Raw genomic sequence first — 19,811 nt, forward strand, 5'->3', positions numbered from 1 at the left:
ATATCGTCACTGATATTAAACAGTTATACTAGAAGAGATGAAATATAAGAATTGCAGGTGTTTGTGATGTTTAATATTAGTTCAGTTTCAAATGAGGTTAAAGAAGAAGTTAAAGGACTCATTGATCAACATATACATCAAGAAGATATTACTGACATGTTAATAGAACTCTCTCAAAACGAATCAAGCAGTAAAATAACAGAAGCACTTAGACAGCTTTACTTTATTGAAAAATTTACGTCTATGTATGAAATAGAACGTTTTGTCTCAACATATGAAAAGGTGACAAAACAATCACTGACAGAAATCACACTTTCAAATGATAAAACGCATCCACTGAATATCTTCAAACAAGAAATTAATATATTTAAGTCATTGCTTCAAGAAACGAGCGCTTTGTTAGATCAAGTAAAGATGAATGAAACAGAAGCGGTTGAATTATTTAAAGGGAAAGTTCAAACACTTTCAGGTTTAATTCCACATTTTAACCGTAAAGAAAAGATTATTTTTCCTGTCATAGAACGAAGAGGAGAGTATATCTTACCGAGAAAAATGTGGGCAGATGATGATGTGATTCGTTTTGCGTTGAATAAACTACAAAAACGTGTAGCTAAACTTGAAGAAGTAGATTGGCGACATATTCAAAATGCTTATACTGAATTAGAAAGCAGTTTAACGGACATATTACGCCAAGAAGAGTTACTATTCATCCCACTAATGCAGGAAGACATCAGTGCAGTTGAGTGGCAACAAATTGCGCAAGAAAGCAGTGCTTTTGGCTATGCGATAGAAGTTCCTGAGATATGGCACGATTCTGAAATAGAATTAACTTCTATTGACGCAAAATATGATGCAAAACAAGGGCAACAGAATTTGCGCTTTGGTGGAGGTTTCTTAACGACAAAAGAAGCGGACCTTATTTTAAATAACTTGCCAGTAGAAATTACGTTTGTAGATAAAAATGGCACTTTTAAGTATTTCAATGATTTAGTTGAAGCATCTGACATGATGTTTATCCGTACACCTATCTCTATTGGGAGAAATGTGGCTAATTGTCATCCACCAAAAAGTTTAAGCAAAGTGATGCAGATTATTCGTGATTTGAAAACAAAACAAAAAGAGTCTGAATCCATGTGGTTTAAAAAAGGTAACCAATTCATTCACGTCACATACAAAGCTTTATTTGATGAAAAAGATGAATATATTGGTATTTTAGAATATGTACAAGATATTCAACCATTCTTTGAGTTACCACAAAAGTTCAAACGAGATGCGACTAAACAATAAACGTTAATTAATAATAAAATGAACAACCCACGAGTCCAATATTGATTCGTGGGTTGTTCATTTGTCACGGTCGTTCTAAAGAAACGGTAAGAATTTTGACCAATAAGTAATCAAGTATAACGGGAAATTCATACAGATATGAATTAATATCAGTAAGTAGATATTTCGATATTTGGCCCAGAAAAAGCCAAGGAATATCCCCGCAAGCGCATGTGTGACCAATGCTTTTGCTGACAAATCCAAAAGATTTCCTTGTCCTTGTATGCCCGCATGCCATAAAGACCAAAGTACTGTGCTGATACATACAGAAGACACTATACCCAAGTGTTCTAAACGTGTTTGTAGCCACACACGGTAAAACACTTCTTCTAACACAGCATTCATTAATATTGAAATGATCGCAAATATCAGTACGAAAAGGTAAGGTTCATTATAAGAGATATGAGATAAGTTGTTCAAAGGACTAAAATAGAGCACTAACCAAATCACATAGACAATAGGCGCAAGAGACCAATCGATCATTGGATTAGCTTTAGAGAGTATGGACAGTTTTTCTCGCTTAATAATCCATAAAGGAAACAAAAACAATAATACAAATTTATAAATATAAAAAAACTCAAAGTAGGGTTTAGGTGTAAGAAACACAAGTACGATATATAAAACACCTAATATGAGTAAAATACGTTCTGACTTCAAAGGTTTCTGAATAAGGGGTTGAAACTTAAAGTGTAAAGGTAAAACAAATAGCAAAACAAGTGGAATTAAATAGATCAACCAAATATTCATAAAATGAGTTTTATCCTTGGTATCTGCGCTCGTTTGAATCAAACCGTTTTGTGTAGTTTGTACATATAAGGCTGAAACCAAAATTAATAGTAAAGTGACAATAGGAATCAATAAGCGTAATTTATTTCTTTGCATGGCGTTCTCCTTAATATTAAATTGTAAAAGCATTTAAATAATAATACCCAATTTTATTTAATTTTGGTCCTTTAAACGTAAAAAAATCCTCAAACCAATTTGATTTGAGGATTAAAGCAATATACGAATGTCGTTAGTAGAAAAAATTATTTTTTAAAGTTTGCTTGAAGATACTCATAAATCGCATCTGTATCAGTCAATTTAAAGAATTTTTCTAATTCAGCTTTATCTTGTTTTTCAAAGAACACGATAAGGTCTGATAATAAATGTACTTGAGTTGCTTTTGTACCGTTTAAAATCACAAATAAGAATTCTACTGGTAAATCTTTATGAGGTGAACTCATATTTTGGAATACGATAGGGTTAGTTAATTTAACAGGTACAATTTTAGTTGTGTTTACAAATTCAGGTTCAGTATGAGGTACTGCCACATTAGGATATGTTTCACTGATATTTGATAAGCTTAGGGCTGTTGGGTAATTTTTTTCACGATCTAAAACATGTTCTAAGAAATTGTCTTTTACATAACCTGCTTTTACTAATGCTTCTGATACTTCTGTTAGTACCGCTTCTTTACTATCCGCATTTGAGACAAAAACGCTATCTTTTGAAAATAATTGAGTCATAAGTTGCTCCTTCTTCGTTAGTAAGTATTTTAATATTTATCTGGTCAATTAAAGTATAGGTAAATGAATAGATAGATGTCAATGTATTATGTGTTTTATACCACAATACATCTCACAATTTTAAAATATTTGTCATAAATAAACGTCGATGTAAGACACCGACGTTTATTTTGATTATTATTTTATTTACCTTGTTCTTCGTAAATTTTATTTCGTTTTTTCATTTCAAATGCATACCAGATGAAAGCAAGTAAGTAGATTGCAAGTGCAACGATAGCGTAAACAATAAACATACCGCCACCTTGTACTGCATGACCTACTAAATAACTTAAGAATTTTTCTAGTGGACCTTCCATAGTAGTATGTGAAATCAATGTATCACTGCTTAACCCTTTAGGGAAAGCTCCTGCTTTTTTAGCAGTTTCAGTTACGAATTCAGCTATTAATGTACCTGCCCATAAGAATAATGGTAATTCGATTGCACCAATAATAATCATACGTAATAATTTACCTCGAGTAATAACAAGTAAAGCAGGGGTAACGCCCATTGCGATAATACCACCAAGTGGTAAAAGTTTATTACCTGGTAAAATCATAGCTTCTAATAACATGATAGGAGCTAATACGTTAGCTGCTGCCCAGATTTCTGCACGACCAGCAATGAATGGCCAGTCTAAACCGATGTTTAATTGGCGTCCTTTTAATTTACTGTTAGCAAAGTTTGAAATACCTTGAGATAAAGGTTCTACAGATGCGATGAACCAAGATCCGATTAAAGAGAATAACTCTAATGCAACAGCAGCAGTAAATGCTAAGGCAAAGATTTGAGTAGGTGATTGTCCTGCAAGTAAACCAACAAATACACCTAAATATAAACCAATGGCAAATTTAGAACCCCAGAAACCAATTTTGTTGTTTAATTTTGCAGCATCAAAATCATATTTATCTAACCAAGGGAAAACTTTATCAAAGATTTTATCCATGATTAACAAGAATGGGTTCATCATATAGTTCATATGAGTAGATGTCATAGGGTTTGATGATGGTACATTTAATAAGTCATTAAATGTCGGTTTCATTAAATCAGAGTTAATGATTTTCATAACGCCGATAAAGATAACTAATAGTGTTGCGACAAATAAATTTGCTCCGCAGTAAATCGCAAATAATCCTACAATAGATAAGTGCCAGATGTTAAAAATATCAACATCTAAAGTGTTAGTACGGTTAATGAATAATAAAACGATATTCACAATAACCATTACTGCTAAGAAATATAATGTGTAAGGGGAGCCCCAAGTAATAGTTGCTAATGGTGCCCAACCTACGTCAGTAATACTAAGAGATAATCCAGTACGTTCAACGAAATCTGTCATGGCTTGTGAAAATGCTGTTGTTAAGATCCCGATGATTGCACCGATACCTGTTAAAGCGATACCTAATTTCAAACCGCCTTCAAGAGATTTAGAAAGTTTTTTAGTGAAAATGAAGGTGATAATTGCAAGAATCACAGTCATTAATGGAGCAGCTCCTAAATCAATTAAAGGTTTGAATATGGTGTTGGCTAAATCAATAAGCGAGTTCATTTTATCCTCTCCTTGGTGATTGTTCTAAGTGGTTAAAATTATGAATTCTTATTTTTGAATAGATTTAATCGCATCTTCCATTGCTTGATAAACAGGTTCTGCCATAGCTGGCACACGATAAAGAATAGCGCCTGCGTCAACAACCGGAATTGTAATAGGGAAGCTGAAATCAGTGTTAGCAATTTGAGCAAAGATGTCATATCCACTTAATAAGTCTTCGTTAACATCTTTAATCATTACTGCATCACAGCTAACTTGATAACCTCTTTTTGTTAATTCTTCTTCTAATGCTGCTTTAATTTGGTGGCTTTAGTTAACACCTGCGCCACATGCTGCTAAAATTTTAATCATGATGTCTTCACTCCTAATTATTTAAAGTTTTTATCTAAGTAGTTATAGATGTCTGTTGAGTTATTAAAGTTGAAGAATTTAAGCATATCTTCTTCTTTTTGAGAATTGATAAAATCCATAATTCTAGCAAGTAACTGTGTTTGTTTAGCTTTATCGCTATTTAAGATAATGAATAAAAAAGATACTTCCAGATCATTGTGTGGTGAAATCATGTTTTTGAAATGAACAGGATGGTTCAATTTTACAGGTACGATTTTTGTAGTATTTACGTATTCTGATTCAGTATGTGGAATTGCAATATTGGCATACTTACCATTTAACAATGATAAATCCATGCCTGTAGGGTAGTTATGTTCTCTTTCGATTACATGTTCAAAGAAACTATCTTTTACATCTCCTTGTTTAACAAGAGCTTCTGATACCTCTTTGAAAATTTCTTCTTTTGAGTCTGCATCACTTACGAAAACAGTGTCCTCAAAAAATAGTTTAGTCATTTAGATGCACCTTCTTTGTTGGTTTGTGTTTCTTTATGTTTCCTTTTGTTCACTTAAAGTATAAAACCGCTTACTTGAAGCGTCAATACTTTTTAAAAGATGTAGGAAAGTTGCCATTATTAGTACATTTAAATTCAAATTTGAACAAAAAAAGACCCACAACATAGTGTTGTGAGTCCTTGAAAATTCATTAACTTTCCTCAATTTCCTTTAGTGCCAATTTAATATGTTCTAGATGATGGTTACCATGCCAAGCCATTTTAGCTACAAGATCTGCAAGTCTACCTTCACCTTCTTCAGGATGGTAGAACGTACGGTCAAATGCTTCGATGGGCAGCTCACGTAATAAGATGGCCCAACGTTTATGCATACCGTCAATCAGTTCTAGTGAGTATTCTAAGGGTGCTTGATTGTCTGGAGCTTCAGCCCAAGCATCTTGTAGGAATGATGTGACAAATGGATGGTCTTCAGTCAATGTTTGTTTCGTACGAATAAAACCGTGCATGTGGCTATCAGCAATATGGTGAATTAAAGTTTGAACATCGAAACTGCCTTCACGATAGGTCGCATGACGTTCTTCTGCAGATGCGTTCGTTGTGAGTGTTGTGAGTATATCTGGTAATTCTTCAATCGCATCAATCCACGTGTTTAAATCTTCTACACTATAACGATCTGGTTTTTGGAACTTACCGATTGGAAATTGATTTTTCAGCATGGTTAATCACCTTTCATCAAATATTGAATGAAGTGCTAGTATATCACACGTGTATTTAAATAGATAATTGACTTATTTTACTTTAATATTCTGTATGAAAGACTAAGCTACTTGTAAGACACTATACCCTAATTGTTCTATTGTTTCGCTGATTTGTTCAGAAGAGATGATTGTGTCATCAAATTTAACTTTGACTTTACTGCTGTTGAATAAGACTTTTGCTGATTCAACACCTTCTGTTTTACTTAGTGCACCTTCAATTTTCTTGATACATGTAGGGCATGTCAGGGTTTCTAATTGTAGTTTGAGTTGTTTCATTTAAATCTTCTCCTTTAATTTTAAATTTGATTAAACGCATGGCGTTGAATATTACGACTAAGACACTTGCTTCATGGATAAACATTCCAATCGCTAGGTTCACACCGCCGAGGAGTACACCGATGAGCAGTGCGGATACTGTCAGCATCGCAATCCAGATATTTTGTTTAATATTACGGTGTGTGGCTTTAGCTAATAAGAATGCATGAGCATATTGTTTTAAACGATCCGCCATTAATACGATATCTGCGGTTTCCATTGAAATATCTGTACCGCCATCTCCCATAGCTAAGCCGATATCTGCAGTCGCAATCGCAGGGGCATCGTTAATACCATCACCAGCCATCGCAACATGATAACCTTGATTTTGTAGTTGTTTAACGTAAGCTGTTTTATCTTCAGGTAATAAGCCTGCTTCAACCTCATCTATATCTAACTGTTCTGCTATCACACGTGCAGTATGTGCATTATCACCCGTTAACATAATAGTACGTTTCACACCATGTTGTTTCATTAGGTCAATGGCTTGTTTCGCATCTTCACGTACTTCATCTTTAATCGATAAAACAGCTGCTAGTTTTCCGTTAATTGCCGCAAAGACTAAAGTATGACCGGTTTGTTCTTCGTATAAGGTATCTTGTTCAGCTTGTGAAATATCAATATGGTGATCCTGCATCAAAGCACGGTTACCGACAACTAATTGTTGATGATCAACTTGACCTGCAATGCCTTTTCCTTTAATCGGCGTCGTTGATTCTACAACATAATCCGTCAGCACATGATGTTGTTCAGCATAACTTGTTATCGCATGGGCTAAGTGGTGTTCAGAGGTTTGTTCTAAAGTACCGATTAAACCTAATAAATCATGAGGCGGATTATTATAAGTTTGTACACGTAAGAGTTCTGGTTGTCCTTTAGTCAATGTACCTGTTTTATCAAAGACCATCACATCAATATGTGCTAAGGTCTCCATAATGTCACTGCCTTTGATCAAAGCACCATGTTTTGCGCCATTACCTATACCCGCAACACTTGAAACAGGGGCACCGATAATTAATGCACCTGGGCATGCGATAACGAGGAAAGTAATTGCGAGATGCAAGTTCCAAGTGATGAGCCCAACAATAGCGGCTAATACAATGACAGCGGGTGTATACCATTTAGCGAAGCGGTCTAAGAAACGTTCGGTGTTAGATTTAGTTTCTTGAGCTTCTTCAATCAAATCAATAATCTTCGCAAACGCAGTATCTTCTCCGACTTTATCCGCAATCATTTCAACATAACCAGATTCTAATATCGTACTGCTGTATAACGTATCTTGTTGGCGCTTTGTCAGTGGAACCGATTCACCTGTAATAGAGGCTTCGTTAAATGTACCTTCACCTTCAATGATGTGACCATCAACAGGTACACGGCTGCCTGCTGTTAATATAATGCGATCACCTCTTGAAACTTCTTCGATTGATACTAAAGTACGTGATCCATCCGCTTGTTTAATTAAGGCTTCTTCAGGTGATAATTCTGTTAATGATTGAATGGAGCGACGTGTCCGTTCTAATGTCTTTTTCTCTAAATAACTTCCAAATAAGAATAGAAACGTCACAACAGCTGCCTCGATAAACTCACCAATAAAGAGGGCACCGATGACTGCGATACTAATCAGCAGTTCAATGCTGAACATTTTAAATCTTAGTGCCTGTATCGCACGTAATCCGATAGGCAACATCGCAATGGCAGTCGCAAAGATAAGCAAGGCATCTCCCATTACAGCAATATCTTTTAGAAAGATACGTATCAAGATGCCAGCTACAATGGTAATGAATGCGACTAATGTCAATGTTTGTTCATAACGATAAATCCATTTTGTAAACATCAAAAAACTCCTCCTCTCATATGAAGTGATGTCTGCTTTCACTTTTAATGATACGAGAGAAGGAGAGAAATAAAATTGACCTAGATCAATTTTTCAGTACTTTATAGGTATTATGATTGATTTTGTCTATAAAACCTTCTTGTTCCAGTTGTTTGAAGGTACGATTCAGTGTTTCTGGCTGCATGCTTAAATAAGTCGCTAAATTCTTTTTAGTCATTGAAAGCTTTAATAAACCGTCTGTTGTCTCTAGTTGGATGTATTCCAGTAAACGCTCTTTACTGCTCATCAATGCGATTTGTGTCGTCATCGTTTCAGATTGATTCAATCGTTCTGCCAAACCTTCAATCATTTTAATTCCGATTTCAGGATAATCTGTCATTAATTGATGAATAGAGGATTGGTTAATCGTACATACATCACTGTCCTCTAACGCTTCTGCATACGTATTAGCACTATCTGATGCATTAAATAAAGTCAACTCACCAGTAAAATCACTATGTTCTAAAATACGGATTAATTGTTCATCCCCTTCATCCGTCAGTCTATAGATGCGTACTTTGCCGGAATGAATCACAAATAAAGTATGCACATCATCTCCAGCCATAAAGAGGTAATCTCCTTTACGTACTTTTGTCGCATGAACTTTTGAAAAGACATGTTCTAATGCTTCTGTATCTAAATTTTGGAATAAGGGTACCTTACTGACACATAATTCATAACCTTTCATTATGGATGCTCCTTTAATCTTCTTATCTTTAGCTTAATTCATTTAATTAAAAGGGTAAATAACATTGCTTTTAACTAAAATGTAACGAATTAGTGAAATATTTAACAAATTAATTGAAACAATTGTATGTTTTTAATTGTCAAAGCGTTTTCAGTATGACATACTATAAACTAATTAGTATGACACATTGATAAAAATAGATGAGGTGATCTACAAATGACAAAATATATTTATGCATTTGAAGAAGGTAGTCAATCCATGAAGGATTTGCTTGGCGGTAAAGGTGCAAACTTAGCTGAAATGATGCGCTTAGGTTTACCAGTACCAGATGGCTTTACGATAACTACAGAAGCATGTATTGAATATTTGAAACAAGGCGCAACATTATCTGACGAGTTAAAAGAGGAATTACATACACAACTCAAAGCTTTCTCAGAACGTACTGGGAAATCTTTTTCATCTGACGACAACTTGTTATTAGTTTCTGTCCGTAGTGGTGCGAAAATTTCAATGCCGGGTATGATGGACACGATTTTAAACTTAGGTTTAAATGATGAAAATGTTGAGAAGTTAGCTGAAAAAACAAATGATGCACGCTTTGCGTATGACTGTTATCGTCGCTTGCTTCAAATGTTTGGACAAGTTGTATATGGTATCAACATGACAGCATTTGATCGCTTCTTCGACAAATATAAAGAAGATAATGGTTATGAAACTGATGCTGAAATTCCAGCAGAAGGTTTAAAAGTCATCAGTGCACGTTTTAAAGAAATTTATGAAGAAGAAGTATATAAACCATTCCCACAAGATCCATTTACACAATTGACTGAAGCAGTTGAAGCGGTATTTAAATCTTGGGATAACGACCGTGCGCGTGTATACCGTGATTTAAATGATATCCCGCACGATATCGGTACAGGTGTCAACATCCAAGAAATGGTCTTCGGTAATAGTGGAGACCGCAGTGGTACAGGTGTTGCATTTACAAGAAACCCTGTGACAGGTGATAACCATGTCTTTGGTGAGTACTTATTAAATGCACAAGGTGAAGACGTTGTGGCAGGTATTCGTACACCAAAAGAAATTGAAACACTGGCACAACAAATGCCTGAGGTTTATCAAGAGTTCGTAGATGTGACTGAGAAATTAGAAGCGCATTATAAAGATATGCAAGATATCGAATTCACAATTGAAAACGGTAAACTTTATATTTTACAAACAAGAAATGGGAAACGTACAGCCAAAGCAGCAATGAAAATTGCGGTTGATTTAGTAGATGAAGGGGTTATCACTAAAGAAGAGGCGCTAACAAAGGTAGATGTAAAATCAATTGATACATTATTGCATCCGACGTTCAAACCAGAAGCGATTGAAGCGGCAGAAGCAATTTCTGATGCAGGTCTTCCTGCAAGTCCAGGTGCATCAACAGGTAAAGTAGTCTTCTCAGCAGAAGATGCGAAAGTACAAGCGGATCAAGGTGAAAAAGTAATTTTAATGCGACCTGAAACATCACCTGAAGATATTGAAGGTATGGTCGCAAGTGAAGCGATTGTGACAACGCATGGCGGTATGACATCTCATGCGGCAGTTGTTGCTCGCGGTATGGGTAAATGTTGTGTAACGGGCTGTTCAAACTTAAATATCGATACTGAAAATAAAGTTGTAACATATCATGGCCAAACGTTAAATGAAGGTGACATCATTTCAGTTGATGGTTCAACAGGTAACATTTATTTAGGCGATATTGAAAAAACAGATGCTGACCACAGTGAAGACTTTGATCGCTTCATGCAATGGACACAAGAAACTGCACGTTTAAATGTACGCATGAACGCTGAAACGCCTCAAGACATCGCATCAGGTTACCAATTTGATGCAGCAGGTATCGGCTTAGTCAGAACTGAGCATATGTTCTTTGGTGCAGAACGTTTAGTTCAAATGCGTCGTTTCATCTTAGCTTCTTCACAAGAGGAACGAATCGAAGCATTAAATGAAATCCGTAAATATCAAATTGAAGATTTCGAACAGATTTTCAGATTATCTAATGGCCGTCCGACAATTGTACGTTTACTGGATCCGCCATTACATGAATTCTTACCGAAAACAAATGATGAAATTCAATTAGTTTCGCAACAATTAAATGTTGATAAAGACGTGCTGCGTAAACGTATTGTTGACTTGCATGAAACTAACCCAATGCTTGGTCACCGTGGTTGTCGTTTAGCAGTAACTTATCCAGAACTTGCTGAAATGCAGACTGAAGCGATTATCGGCAGTGTGTTAAAATTAAAAAATGAGGGTATCGAAAGTCAACCTGAAATTATGATACCGCTTGTATCTACAGTAGAAGAATTCAAAACATTAAAAGACACAATCCAAGCGACAGCTGAAAGCATGTTAGCAAAAGACAATACGTCAATCGATTACTTAATCGGAACAATGATTGAAACACCAAGAGCTTGCTTGATTGCAGGGCAACTTGCGAAAGAATCAGAGTTCTTCAGTTTCGGTACGAATGACTTAACACAATTAACATTTGGATTCTCTCGTGATGATGCAGGTAAATTTATCAGTGAATATATCAACAGAGGCTTACTTGAAGTCGACCCATTCCAAACATTGGATGTTGACGGTGTAGGTCAGTTGATTAAAACAGCAGTAGAGCAAGCTAAAGCTGCAAATCCAAACATCAAAATCGGGGTTTGTGGTGAACTCGGCGGTGATCCGAAATCAATTCATTACTTCAATAACTTAGCGATTGATTATGTCTCATGCTCACCATTCAGAGTTCCTGGCGCAATGTTGGCTGCTGCTCAAAGCCAAGCAGAAAGTGAGAGAGCAATCGGTGCAAAACAATAACGAACATTTAGCATTATATATAGTGTCAGATTCTATCGGAGAAACTGCGCAGCGTATGATTCATGCGACATTAACGCAGTTTCCTGATATAGAAGATGACGTAGAAATTAAGAAATTCCCCTTCATTAAAAATGAAGAAGAATTTCTAACGATTTTAAAATTAGCAAAGCAGCGTGATGCGATTGTCATCACAACGCTCGTGAATCCAAAATTTAATCAAATCGGTCAAGCTTATGCTGAAGAGCAAGGTATCCTTTATGTAGATTATATGACAGATTTGCTTAATTTAATTGAAAACAAAACACATAAAAAAGCCTTACGTGAAAGCGGTGCCTTACGCAAAATGGATCAGCACTATTTTGAACGTATTGAGGCAATGGAATTCTCAGTCAAATATGATGATGGCAAAGTTTTTACCGGTATTGAAGAAGCAGATGCGGTGATTCTAGGTGTGTCCCGAACATCTAAAACACCTCTTAGTATGTATCTTGCGAACAAAGGTTATAAAATCGCCAATATTCCATTAGTGCCTGAAGCACCGATTCCTGAAGAAGTCTTCAACAAGAAAATGTTAGTATTCGGCTTAACCGCAAGTCCCGATTATATTATGAATATCCGTACAGAACGCATCCGTGTACTGGGTATGAAAGGTTCAGCCAACTACAACAGTTTACATCGCATTAAAAAAGAATTAAGTTATGCGGAAGAAGTCTTTGATAAATTTAATGCCATTGTCATTAACACGGAATATAAATCTATCGAAGAATCTGCATTTTACATTGAAAAATACCTGAACAAATAACAACCATTCTATTCATCCATTAAACATAATAGAAAATTCCTTAATAACTTCTCACAAATATAAACGAAGCCGTAACTGTCTCCATTCAGTTACGGCTTTTTAAGTTGTTTATATTGAACTCTATGCATTTCACATTTAATTTAGAAGTATAAGTAAAAAAAAAGGAGCGGTTAAAATGGAAAATGAACAAATTGTCTTCGCACAATTTCCAGACGGATTACCAGATGAACAAACGTTTCGTTATGAACCAGCTGAAATCATAGAGCCAAAACAAGATGAAGTGTTATTAGAAACAGCATACCTATCAATTGATCCTTATTTTCGTAATGGCATGATTAAAGGGGCTTCTTATGTGACAGCCTTCAAAATTGATCAACCAATATGGGGAAGAGGGCTCGCAAAGGTAATTCAATCAAAAGACAATACAGTCAAAGAAGGAGACATTGTCAGAGGTCTGTTTGAATGGAAACGTTATAATACAATGCCGGCAGAAGATTTAGAAGTGCTAAATGTAGATGATGATATACCAGTGCATTGGTATTTAGGTGCTTTAGGTGCAACGGGTCAAACGGCTTATCATGGTTTGTTAGAAATTGGTCAACCAAAAGCTGGTGAAACGGTTGTTGTTTCAGCAGCATCAGGTGCTGTCGGTTCAGTCGTCGGCCAAATAGCGAAAATCAAAGGCTGCTATGTAGTAGGTATTGCCGGAGGTAAAGCTAAAACACAATACCTCATAGATGAACTTGGATTTGATGACGCAGTCGACTACAAAAAAGAGGATTATGCTGGAGCATTAGTTAAAGCAGTACCCAATGGTGTCGATGTATACTATGAAAATGTCGGCGGTACAGTTGCGAATGAAGTATTTAAGCATTTAAATTCTTTTGCGCGAATACCTGTGTGTGGTTCAATCTCTAACTATAATGATAAAGAAATATCATATGAACCCGCTGTTCAACCAATATTGATTAAAAATCAAGCATTGATGCAAGGGTTTTTAGCTTCTCAATTTAAAGATGATTTTGAACGTGCTGAAAAAGACTTAGCACAATGGATCAAAGATGGAAAAATCAAAACAAAAACGTCATTAGTAAAAGGCTTCGGCAACATCCCAAGTGCATTCAGAGCACTCTTTACAGGTAAAGAAATTGGTAAACAAATCGTTCAAGTTTCTTCCGTATTAGATTAATCATTTAGGCATTCTAAAGGTGATACACCGCTTTTAGAATGCCTATTTTTCATTGCAGTCCTTTAAAGAAACCTCTATACTTAAGTGAAAATATACAATCAGCAGGAAAGAACGAGGGGATAGAGATGGAGAAACAAAATCAACCTGATGCGAAAACGATTAGAATTATCGCCATAATTGCGATTGTTTTAGGCGTACTAGGTATTGTTAAGTATATATGGGCTGAATATCACCCCACAAATCCGTTAGATAAAGAAACAAAAATCAATACACCTACAATTTTTATGCATGGTTATGGCGGCAGTGTGAATTCATTACGCTTCTTTGAAACACAGGCACAAAAAGAAGGCTATACGAAAAAGCTGGTCGTCGCAACAGTAGGGGCAAATGGCCATGTCACTTTAAAAGGTAAATTTGATACGAAAGATAAACATCCGATTGTTTTAGTTAATTTGAAGGATAACGGAAATGGTGACATGAAACTGAATGCATTTTGGATTAAAAATGTACTTGAAGCGTTACAACAAGATTATCAATTTAAACAATTCAACATTGTGACACATTCTATGAGTAATATGTCGTTTGCGAAGTACATGTTAGACAACAGTAATAATCCAGACTTGCCGGCTTTACATAAACAAGTCAATATCGCAGGTATATTTAATGGCATCATCGGTATGGGAGATGAACCAGGAAAAGTAACATTAGATAAAAATGGCAAACCTGATCAAATGACAGATGGTTATGTAGAAATATTGAAGTTGAAAAAAGATCCTGCCTATAAAAATGTAGAAATCTTAAATATTTATGGAGATATCCAAGATGGTACACACAGTGATGGTCGTGTGACAAATGCTTCTTCTAAATCTTTAAAATATATTATGAAAGATCATGCGAAAAGTTATCGTGAACTTTTGATAGAAGGTAAACAAGGTCAACATAGCCAACTTCATGAGAGTGATAAAGTTGCGGAAAATATCTTTAAGTTCTTATGGGGCAGTAAGCAAGGTTAGAAAAATCATAATTCGGCAATACTAATAATATAATGACTCATAGATTGGAGCGGATGAAATGACACAAAATGAACAAATTGTGTTAGCACACTATCCAGAAGGATTGCCTAAAGCAGAGGACTTTCGCTTTGAAATAATTGATATTGCTTCACCTGAAGAAGGAGAAGTCACAATTGAAACAGCTTATATTTCAGCTGATCCTTATATGCGTAATCGTATGAAACCGAATACGAATTCTTATATCGGCGGTTTTGAATTAGACCAGCCAATTGTAGGTTTAGCAGTAGGACAAGTAACAGAATCCAATCATTCTGACTTTAAAAAAGGTGACACAGTGTCTGGTATGTTGCCATGGCAAAAATACAGTACAGTGAAAGCTGATGATTTAATGCATTTGCCAGATTTAGATGTACCACCTTATTTATTCTTAGGTGTTTTAGGCATGACTGGTCAAACAGCTTATCACGGCTTGTTAGATATCGGTCAACCAAAAGCTGGTGAAACAGTCGTGGTTTCAGCGGCTTCTGGCGCAGTCGGTGCAGTGGTTGGCCAAATCGCAAAAATCAAAGGTGCCCGTGTTGTCGGTATTGCAGGCGGAAATCAGAAAACAAGCTATCTTATTGATGAACTAGGCTTTGATGAAGCGGTGGATTATAAGAAAGAAGATTATGCAGAAGCCTTAGCTCAAGCAGTACCGGACGGCGTAGATGTCTACTTTGAAAACGTTGGCGGAACTGTCGCAAATGAAGTATTTAAACACTTAAATACATTCGCACGTATACCGGTATGCGGTTCTATTTCTAAATATAATGATACAGAAGTTTCTTACGAACCCGCAGTGCAACCGATGTTAATTAAACATCAAGCATTGATGCAAGGTTTCTTAGTGCATCAATTCAAAGATGACTTTGCGCGTGCAGGGCAAGAATTAGCACAATGGGTTAAAGAAGGTAAGATTAAAACGAAAACATCTGTAGCAGAAGGTTTTGACCAAGTCCCTAAAGCCTTCAATAATCTTTTCACAGGTGAGAATTTTGGTAAACAAGTGATAAAAATTTCTAATGTATTAGATAAATGAGGTGTATAGATGATGAAAGCAATTGGAGCAGATCGTGCCTTTCAATTATCAGAGGGCAATTTATTTTATGAATTTGATAAAGAAAAACCAACGCCAAAAGATAGAGAATTATTAATTAAAGTTAAAGCAATCAGCGCAAACCCGATTGACACTAAACAACGTCAAAGACCTATTGAACAACCGCCTAGAATTTTAGGATATGATGCAGTAGGTGTTGTTGAAGCAACAGGAGATAACTGTGAACTTTACCAAGTTGGCGATGAAGTCTTTTATTCTGGTTCATTGAAATTTGATGGTTCTAATGCCGAATATCAAACGATGGATGAACGTTATGTGGCGACCAAACCTAGCAATGTATCTTATACAGAAGCGGCAAGTCTTCCATTAACTTCTATTACGGCGTATGAAGTTCTTTTCGATATTTTCAATATCTCTACGAACCCTGATAATAATAAAGGGAAAACCTTATTAATTATCAATGGTGCAGGCGGTGTCGGCAGTATTGCGACACAAATCGCTAAAGCATACGGACTTAAAGTCGTTACGACAGCAGGCAGAGAAGAAACTAAGGCCTGGTCAGAAAAAATGGGTGCAGATTTAGTAATCAATTATAAAGAAGATATGAAAGCACAACTTGAAGCTAACAATGTTAAAGACATTGACTTTATTTTCTGCACGTTCGATACAGATTTATATTATGAAACAATGATTGATCTCGTAAAAGCACGCGGTACACTTGCGACGATTGTCGCATTCAATGAAAAACAAGATTTGAACTTGTTGAAAGGTAAAAGTTTAACATTTGGACATGAAAATATGTTTGCACGTTCATTGAATAATGTAGATGTGATTCAATATCACCGTTATTTAACAGACGTTTCTAAAAAAGTAGAAGCGGGTGTTTATCAACCGACAGTGACGAAAGTCTTCGATGAATTAACGCCAGAAACGCTATTTGAAGCGCATCAATTACTAGAAGACCATGTGATGAAAGGTAAAATTGTTTTTGATATGGAATCATAATTAAAATATAAATGACACTAGAAGCATGCTGACAAAGCGAAATTCTAGTGTCATTTTTTTATAAGACGGAAAAATTGCTTATTCATATCGGTCATTCTATGATAAGGGCACAAACATATAAAGAAAGGAACGGTATAAATGAAAGCAATCGGTGCAGATCGAGGATTTGAATTATCTGAAGGTAATTTATTCTATGAATTTGATAAAACGAAGCCTGAACCAAAAGGCAATGAATTATTAGTAAAAGTCAAAGCCACCAGTGTTAATCCTGTAGATACTAAAATTCGCCAAGCGCCTGTTGAAAAAGCACCACGTATTTTAGGGTTTGATGCGGCAGGTGTGGTAGAAGCAACAGGACCAGATTGTGAATTATTTAAAGTCGGCGATGAAGTTTACTATTCAGGTGCGAGCTTTTATGATGGCTCAAATGAAGAGTACCAAGTGATGGATGAACGTTATGTAGGTATAAAACCAAGCAACTTAACATTTACAGAGGCAGCTAGCTTACCGTTAACAGCACTAACAGCGTATGAAGTGTTATTCGATACGTTTAACATTTCATCTAATCCTGAAATTAATAAAGGCAAATCATTATTCATTATTAACGGTGCAGGCGGTGTCGGCAGTATCGCAACACAAATTGCGAAAGCTTATGGATTAGAAGTAGTGACAACTGCTGGACGTGAAGAAACAAAAGCTTGGTCAGAAAAAATGGGTGCTGACTTAGTGATTAATCATAAAGAAGATATCAAAGCACAATTAGATGAACATCAAGTTGCGCCATTTGATTATGTTTTCTGTACGTATGACACGGATGGCTATTATGAATTAATGATTGATTTAGTTAAAGCACGTGGTCATATTGTCACAATTGTGGCCTTTGATGAAAAACAAGATTTAAACTTATTGAAAGGTAAGAGCGTGACATTCACACATGATTATATGTTTGGTCGTGCGGACTATGGTTTAAATGTGATTACGTTCCACCGTCATTTGACAGATTTGACTAAGAAGGTAGAAGCGGGTACGTATCAACATACGAAAACGAAGGAAATACAAGGGCTAATTACAGAAACACTATATGAAGCGCATCAACTATTAGAAAATCAATCCATGATTGGTAAGTTAGTGATTAATATGGAAAACGAATAATTATTTTTGAAGCACCGGGAATCATTTTCTCAGTGCTTCTATTTTTAGTGCATAATAAATTTGATAAGTTTTTTTATGAGAAGAAAAATAATTGTATAAATGAGATTGAAAAGCGTCATAGCGGGTAATTACATGTTATCAACAAATTTAGGAAGGGATTATTGGTATGAAAGATAAAAAGATTACCAAAGTGTTTTGGTTTGCGCTCGTCATTTGTACATTATTTGTAATCTATGGTGCGATTTTCCCAAAAAAACTTGAAGCAGGAACACAACAAATTACAACTTTCATCGCTAAATACTTTACATGGTATTATCTGATTTTATTATTAGTGATATTGATTGTATGTATTTACTTACTCTTCTCACGTTATTCAAATATCACTTTGGGAGAAGAAGGAGAAGATCCAGAATTTTCACTGCAATCATGGTTTGCGATGTTGTTTAGTGCAGGTATGGGTATCGGTTTAGTTTTCTGGACAACAGCTGAACCTATCAGTCATGCATTTACTCAAACGCCGATACATAAAGCTGGAACTCAAGCAGCCATTGATGACGCGATGCAGTTTGCGTTCTTCCACTGGGGCGTTCATGCTTGGGCCGTATACGGTATTGTTGCGTTAGTATTCGCTTATTTCAGTTTCCATCGTGGTTATGCAGGTTTAGTGAGTGCAACGTTGGTACCGTTATTAGGTGAAAAACGTATGAATGGACCGCTTGGCGGTACCATTGATGTATTAGCAATTATTGCGACAGTAACAGGTGTTGCGGCAACACTTGGGTTTGGTGCGTTACAAATTAACGAAGGATTAAACTATTTATTCAAAGTACCATCTAACTTCGGAATGCAAGTTATTATCGTGATTATTGCGACGTTCTTATTTACATGGAGTGCATGGTCAGGTATCGATAAAGGGATTAAAACTTTAAGTAATATTAATATGATTTTAGCATTTATCGTTTTAATCGTATTATTCGCAGTCGGACCGACACTCTTTACTTTAAATAACTTTACAAACTCATTAGGTAATTATATTTACAATTTCTTTGGGATGAGTTTACGTATTCCGCAAAACGGCGGAGAAAAATTCCAATGGATGCAGAACTGGACAGTCTTCTATTGGGCATGGTGGATTTCATGGGCACCATTCGTAGGAATCTTTATTGCGCGTGTGTCACGCGGTCGTACTATTAAAGAGTTTATTTTAGGTGTTTTATTTGTACCAGCCTTAGTTTGTTTCTTCTTCTTTGCAGTCTTCGGATCAGCTGCAATCTATTTACAGAAAAACGGTATTGCGGATATTGCGAAAGAAGCAACAGAAACAGCTACCTTCGCAACTTTACAACACTATCCGCTCGGCTTTTTATTAAGTCTGGTTTCGTTAGTAGTTATCATGATTTTCTTCGTCACTTCAGCAGACTCAGCAACTTATGTGCTTGGTATGTTAAGTGCAAAAGGAAGTATCCACCCAGCTTCAGCAATTAAAGTATCTTGGGGTGTGATTTTAGCACTATTTGCGTTGATTATGATTTATACAGGCGGAACACAAGCGATTCAAAACTTATTAATTATCGCAGCACTGCCATTCTCAATCGTTATTATTTTAATGATGTGGTCGTTGTTTAGAGCATTAAGTGAAGAAAAACCACGGTACCAACAACCCAGATATAAACATTCGGAAGTCTTATCGCATAAAAGTAACAGAGAAGAAATAGAAGAATAGTAAAAAAATGAAGGCATAAGTTGCTTTATCATAAGATAAACAAACTTATGCTTTTATTTTTTACAATAAAATTT

General features: G+C 35.8%; 18 protein-coding genes. 9 read left to right on the top strand and 9 right to left on the bottom strand.

Annotation, left to right across the window (positions count from 1 at the left end; translation table 11 throughout):
* Positions 1 to 66: 66 nt before the first annotated feature.
* On the top strand, positions 67 to 1,287 hold the full coding sequence (locus HMPREF2937_RS01940; RefSeq protein ID WP_070863918.1) for a PAS domain-containing protein: 1,221 nt from the start codon (positions 67 to 69) through the stop codon (positions 1,285 to 1,287).
* A gap of 75 nt (positions 1,288 to 1,362) precedes the next feature.
* On the opposite strand, the gene HMPREF2937_RS01945 is transcribed toward HMPREF2937_RS01940, so the two are convergent.
* From HMPREF2937_RS01945 to HMPREF2937_RS01985, 9 genes are all read right to left on the bottom strand, one after another.
* Positions 1,363 to 2,208, bottom strand: a complete 846-nt coding sequence (locus HMPREF2937_RS01945) for a CPBP family intramembrane glutamic endopeptidase (RefSeq protein ID WP_070863920.1) — start codon at positions 2,206 to 2,208, stop codon at positions 1,363 to 1,365.
* A 146-nt stretch (positions 2,209 to 2,354) separates the two neighbouring features.
* Positions 2,355 to 2,834: a PTS sugar transporter subunit IIA gene (locus HMPREF2937_RS01950; protein WP_002479534.1), complete on the bottom strand. Its 480-nt coding sequence runs from the start codon at positions 2,832 to 2,834 to the stop codon at positions 2,355 to 2,357.
* 182 nt (positions 2,835 to 3,016) lie between these two features.
* Positions 3,017 to 4,420: a PTS galactitol transporter subunit IIC gene (locus tag HMPREF2937_RS01955; protein WP_070863922.1), complete on the bottom strand. Its 1,404-nt coding sequence runs from the start codon at positions 4,418 to 4,420 to the stop codon at positions 3,017 to 3,019.
* 48 nt (positions 4,421 to 4,468) lie between these two features.
* Positions 4,469 to 4,657 (bottom strand): hypothetical protein, encoded by a 189-nt coding sequence (locus tag HMPREF2937_RS13945; RefSeq protein ID WP_257245335.1) that lies wholly within the window; start codon positions 4,655 to 4,657, stop codon positions 4,469 to 4,471.
* Between the two features lie 131 nt (positions 4,658 to 4,788).
* Positions 4,789 to 5,265, bottom strand: coding sequence for a PTS sugar transporter subunit IIA (locus HMPREF2937_RS01965; protein ID WP_070625722.1), 477 nt, complete (start codon positions 5,263 to 5,265; stop codon positions 4,789 to 4,791).
* 190 nt (positions 5,266 to 5,455) lie between these two features.
* Entirely contained in the window at positions 5,456 to 5,980 is a 525-nt protein-coding gene (locus HMPREF2937_RS01970) for a YfiT family bacillithiol transferase (protein WP_002479533.1), read from the bottom strand.
* Positions 5,981 to 6,082: 102 nt separating this feature from the next.
* On the bottom strand, positions 6,083 to 6,298 hold the full coding sequence (locus HMPREF2937_RS01975) for a heavy-metal-associated domain-containing protein (RefSeq protein WP_070863924.1): 216 nt from the start codon (positions 6,296 to 6,298) through the stop codon (positions 6,083 to 6,085).
* On the bottom strand, positions 6,237 to 8,171 hold the full coding sequence (locus tag HMPREF2937_RS01980; protein ID WP_070863926.1) for a heavy metal translocating P-type ATPase: 1,935 nt from the start codon (positions 8,169 to 8,171) through the stop codon (positions 6,237 to 6,239). Before HMPREF2937_RS01980 ends, HMPREF2937_RS01975 begins: the two co-directional genes overlap by 62 nt.
* 85 nt (positions 8,172 to 8,256) lie before the next feature.
* Entirely contained in the window at positions 8,257 to 8,898 is a 642-nt protein-coding gene (locus HMPREF2937_RS01985) for a Crp/Fnr family transcriptional regulator (protein WP_070863928.1), read from the bottom strand.
* 216 nt (positions 8,899 to 9,114) lie between these two features.
* Here HMPREF2937_RS01985 and ppdK point away from each other — a divergent pair, with 216 nt between their 5' ends.
* From ppdK to HMPREF2937_RS02025, 8 genes are all read left to right on the top strand, one after another.
* Positions 9,115 to 11,757 (top strand): pyruvate, phosphate dikinase, encoded by a 2,643-nt coding sequence (gene ppdK, locus HMPREF2937_RS01990; RefSeq protein WP_023014962.1) that lies wholly within the window; start codon positions 9,115 to 9,117, stop codon positions 11,755 to 11,757.
* Positions 11,744 to 12,559, top strand: a complete 816-nt coding sequence (locus tag HMPREF2937_RS01995) for a pyruvate, water dikinase regulatory protein (RefSeq protein WP_002479528.1) — start codon at positions 11,744 to 11,746, stop codon at positions 12,557 to 12,559. Before ppdK ends, HMPREF2937_RS01995 begins: the two co-directional genes overlap by 14 nt.
* A gap of 175 nt (positions 12,560 to 12,734) precedes the next feature.
* Entirely contained in the window at positions 12,735 to 13,748 is a 1,014-nt protein-coding gene (locus HMPREF2937_RS02000) for an NADP-dependent oxidoreductase (protein ID WP_070863930.1), read from the top strand.
* Positions 13,749 to 13,873: 125 nt separating this feature from the next.
* The gene (locus HMPREF2937_RS02005) at positions 13,874 to 14,761 is read left to right on the top strand and encodes an alpha/beta hydrolase (RefSeq protein ID WP_070863932.1); all 888 of its coding nucleotides are present in this window, start codon (positions 13,874 to 13,876) and stop codon (positions 14,759 to 14,761) included.
* A gap of 58 nt (positions 14,762 to 14,819) precedes the next feature.
* Positions 14,820 to 15,839: an NADP-dependent oxidoreductase gene (locus HMPREF2937_RS02010; RefSeq protein ID WP_070863933.1), complete on the top strand. Its 1,020-nt coding sequence runs from the start codon at positions 14,820 to 14,822 to the stop codon at positions 15,837 to 15,839.
* Positions 15,840 to 15,851: 12 nt separating this feature from the next.
* Positions 15,852 to 16,862, top strand: coding sequence for a zinc-binding alcohol dehydrogenase family protein (locus tag HMPREF2937_RS02015; protein WP_070863943.1), 1,011 nt, complete (start codon positions 15,852 to 15,854; stop codon positions 16,860 to 16,862).
* Positions 16,863 to 17,000: 138 nt separating this feature from the next.
* A complete protein-coding gene (locus HMPREF2937_RS02020; RefSeq protein ID WP_070863935.1) occupies positions 17,001 to 18,014 on the top strand; it encodes a zinc-binding alcohol dehydrogenase family protein in 1,014 nt (337 codons plus the stop codon).
* Between the two features lie 166 nt (positions 18,015 to 18,180).
* Positions 18,181 to 19,737, top strand: a complete 1,557-nt coding sequence (locus HMPREF2937_RS02025; RefSeq protein ID WP_070863937.1) for a BCCT family transporter — start codon at positions 18,181 to 18,183, stop codon at positions 19,735 to 19,737.
* Positions 19,738 to 19,811: the final 74 nt, after the last annotated feature.

Origin of the sequence: Staphylococcus sp. HMSC061G12, assembly GCF_001838465.1 — a bacterium.
GTDB classification, from domain to species: Bacteria; Bacillota; Bacilli; order Staphylococcales; family Staphylococcaceae; genus Staphylococcus; species Staphylococcus simulans.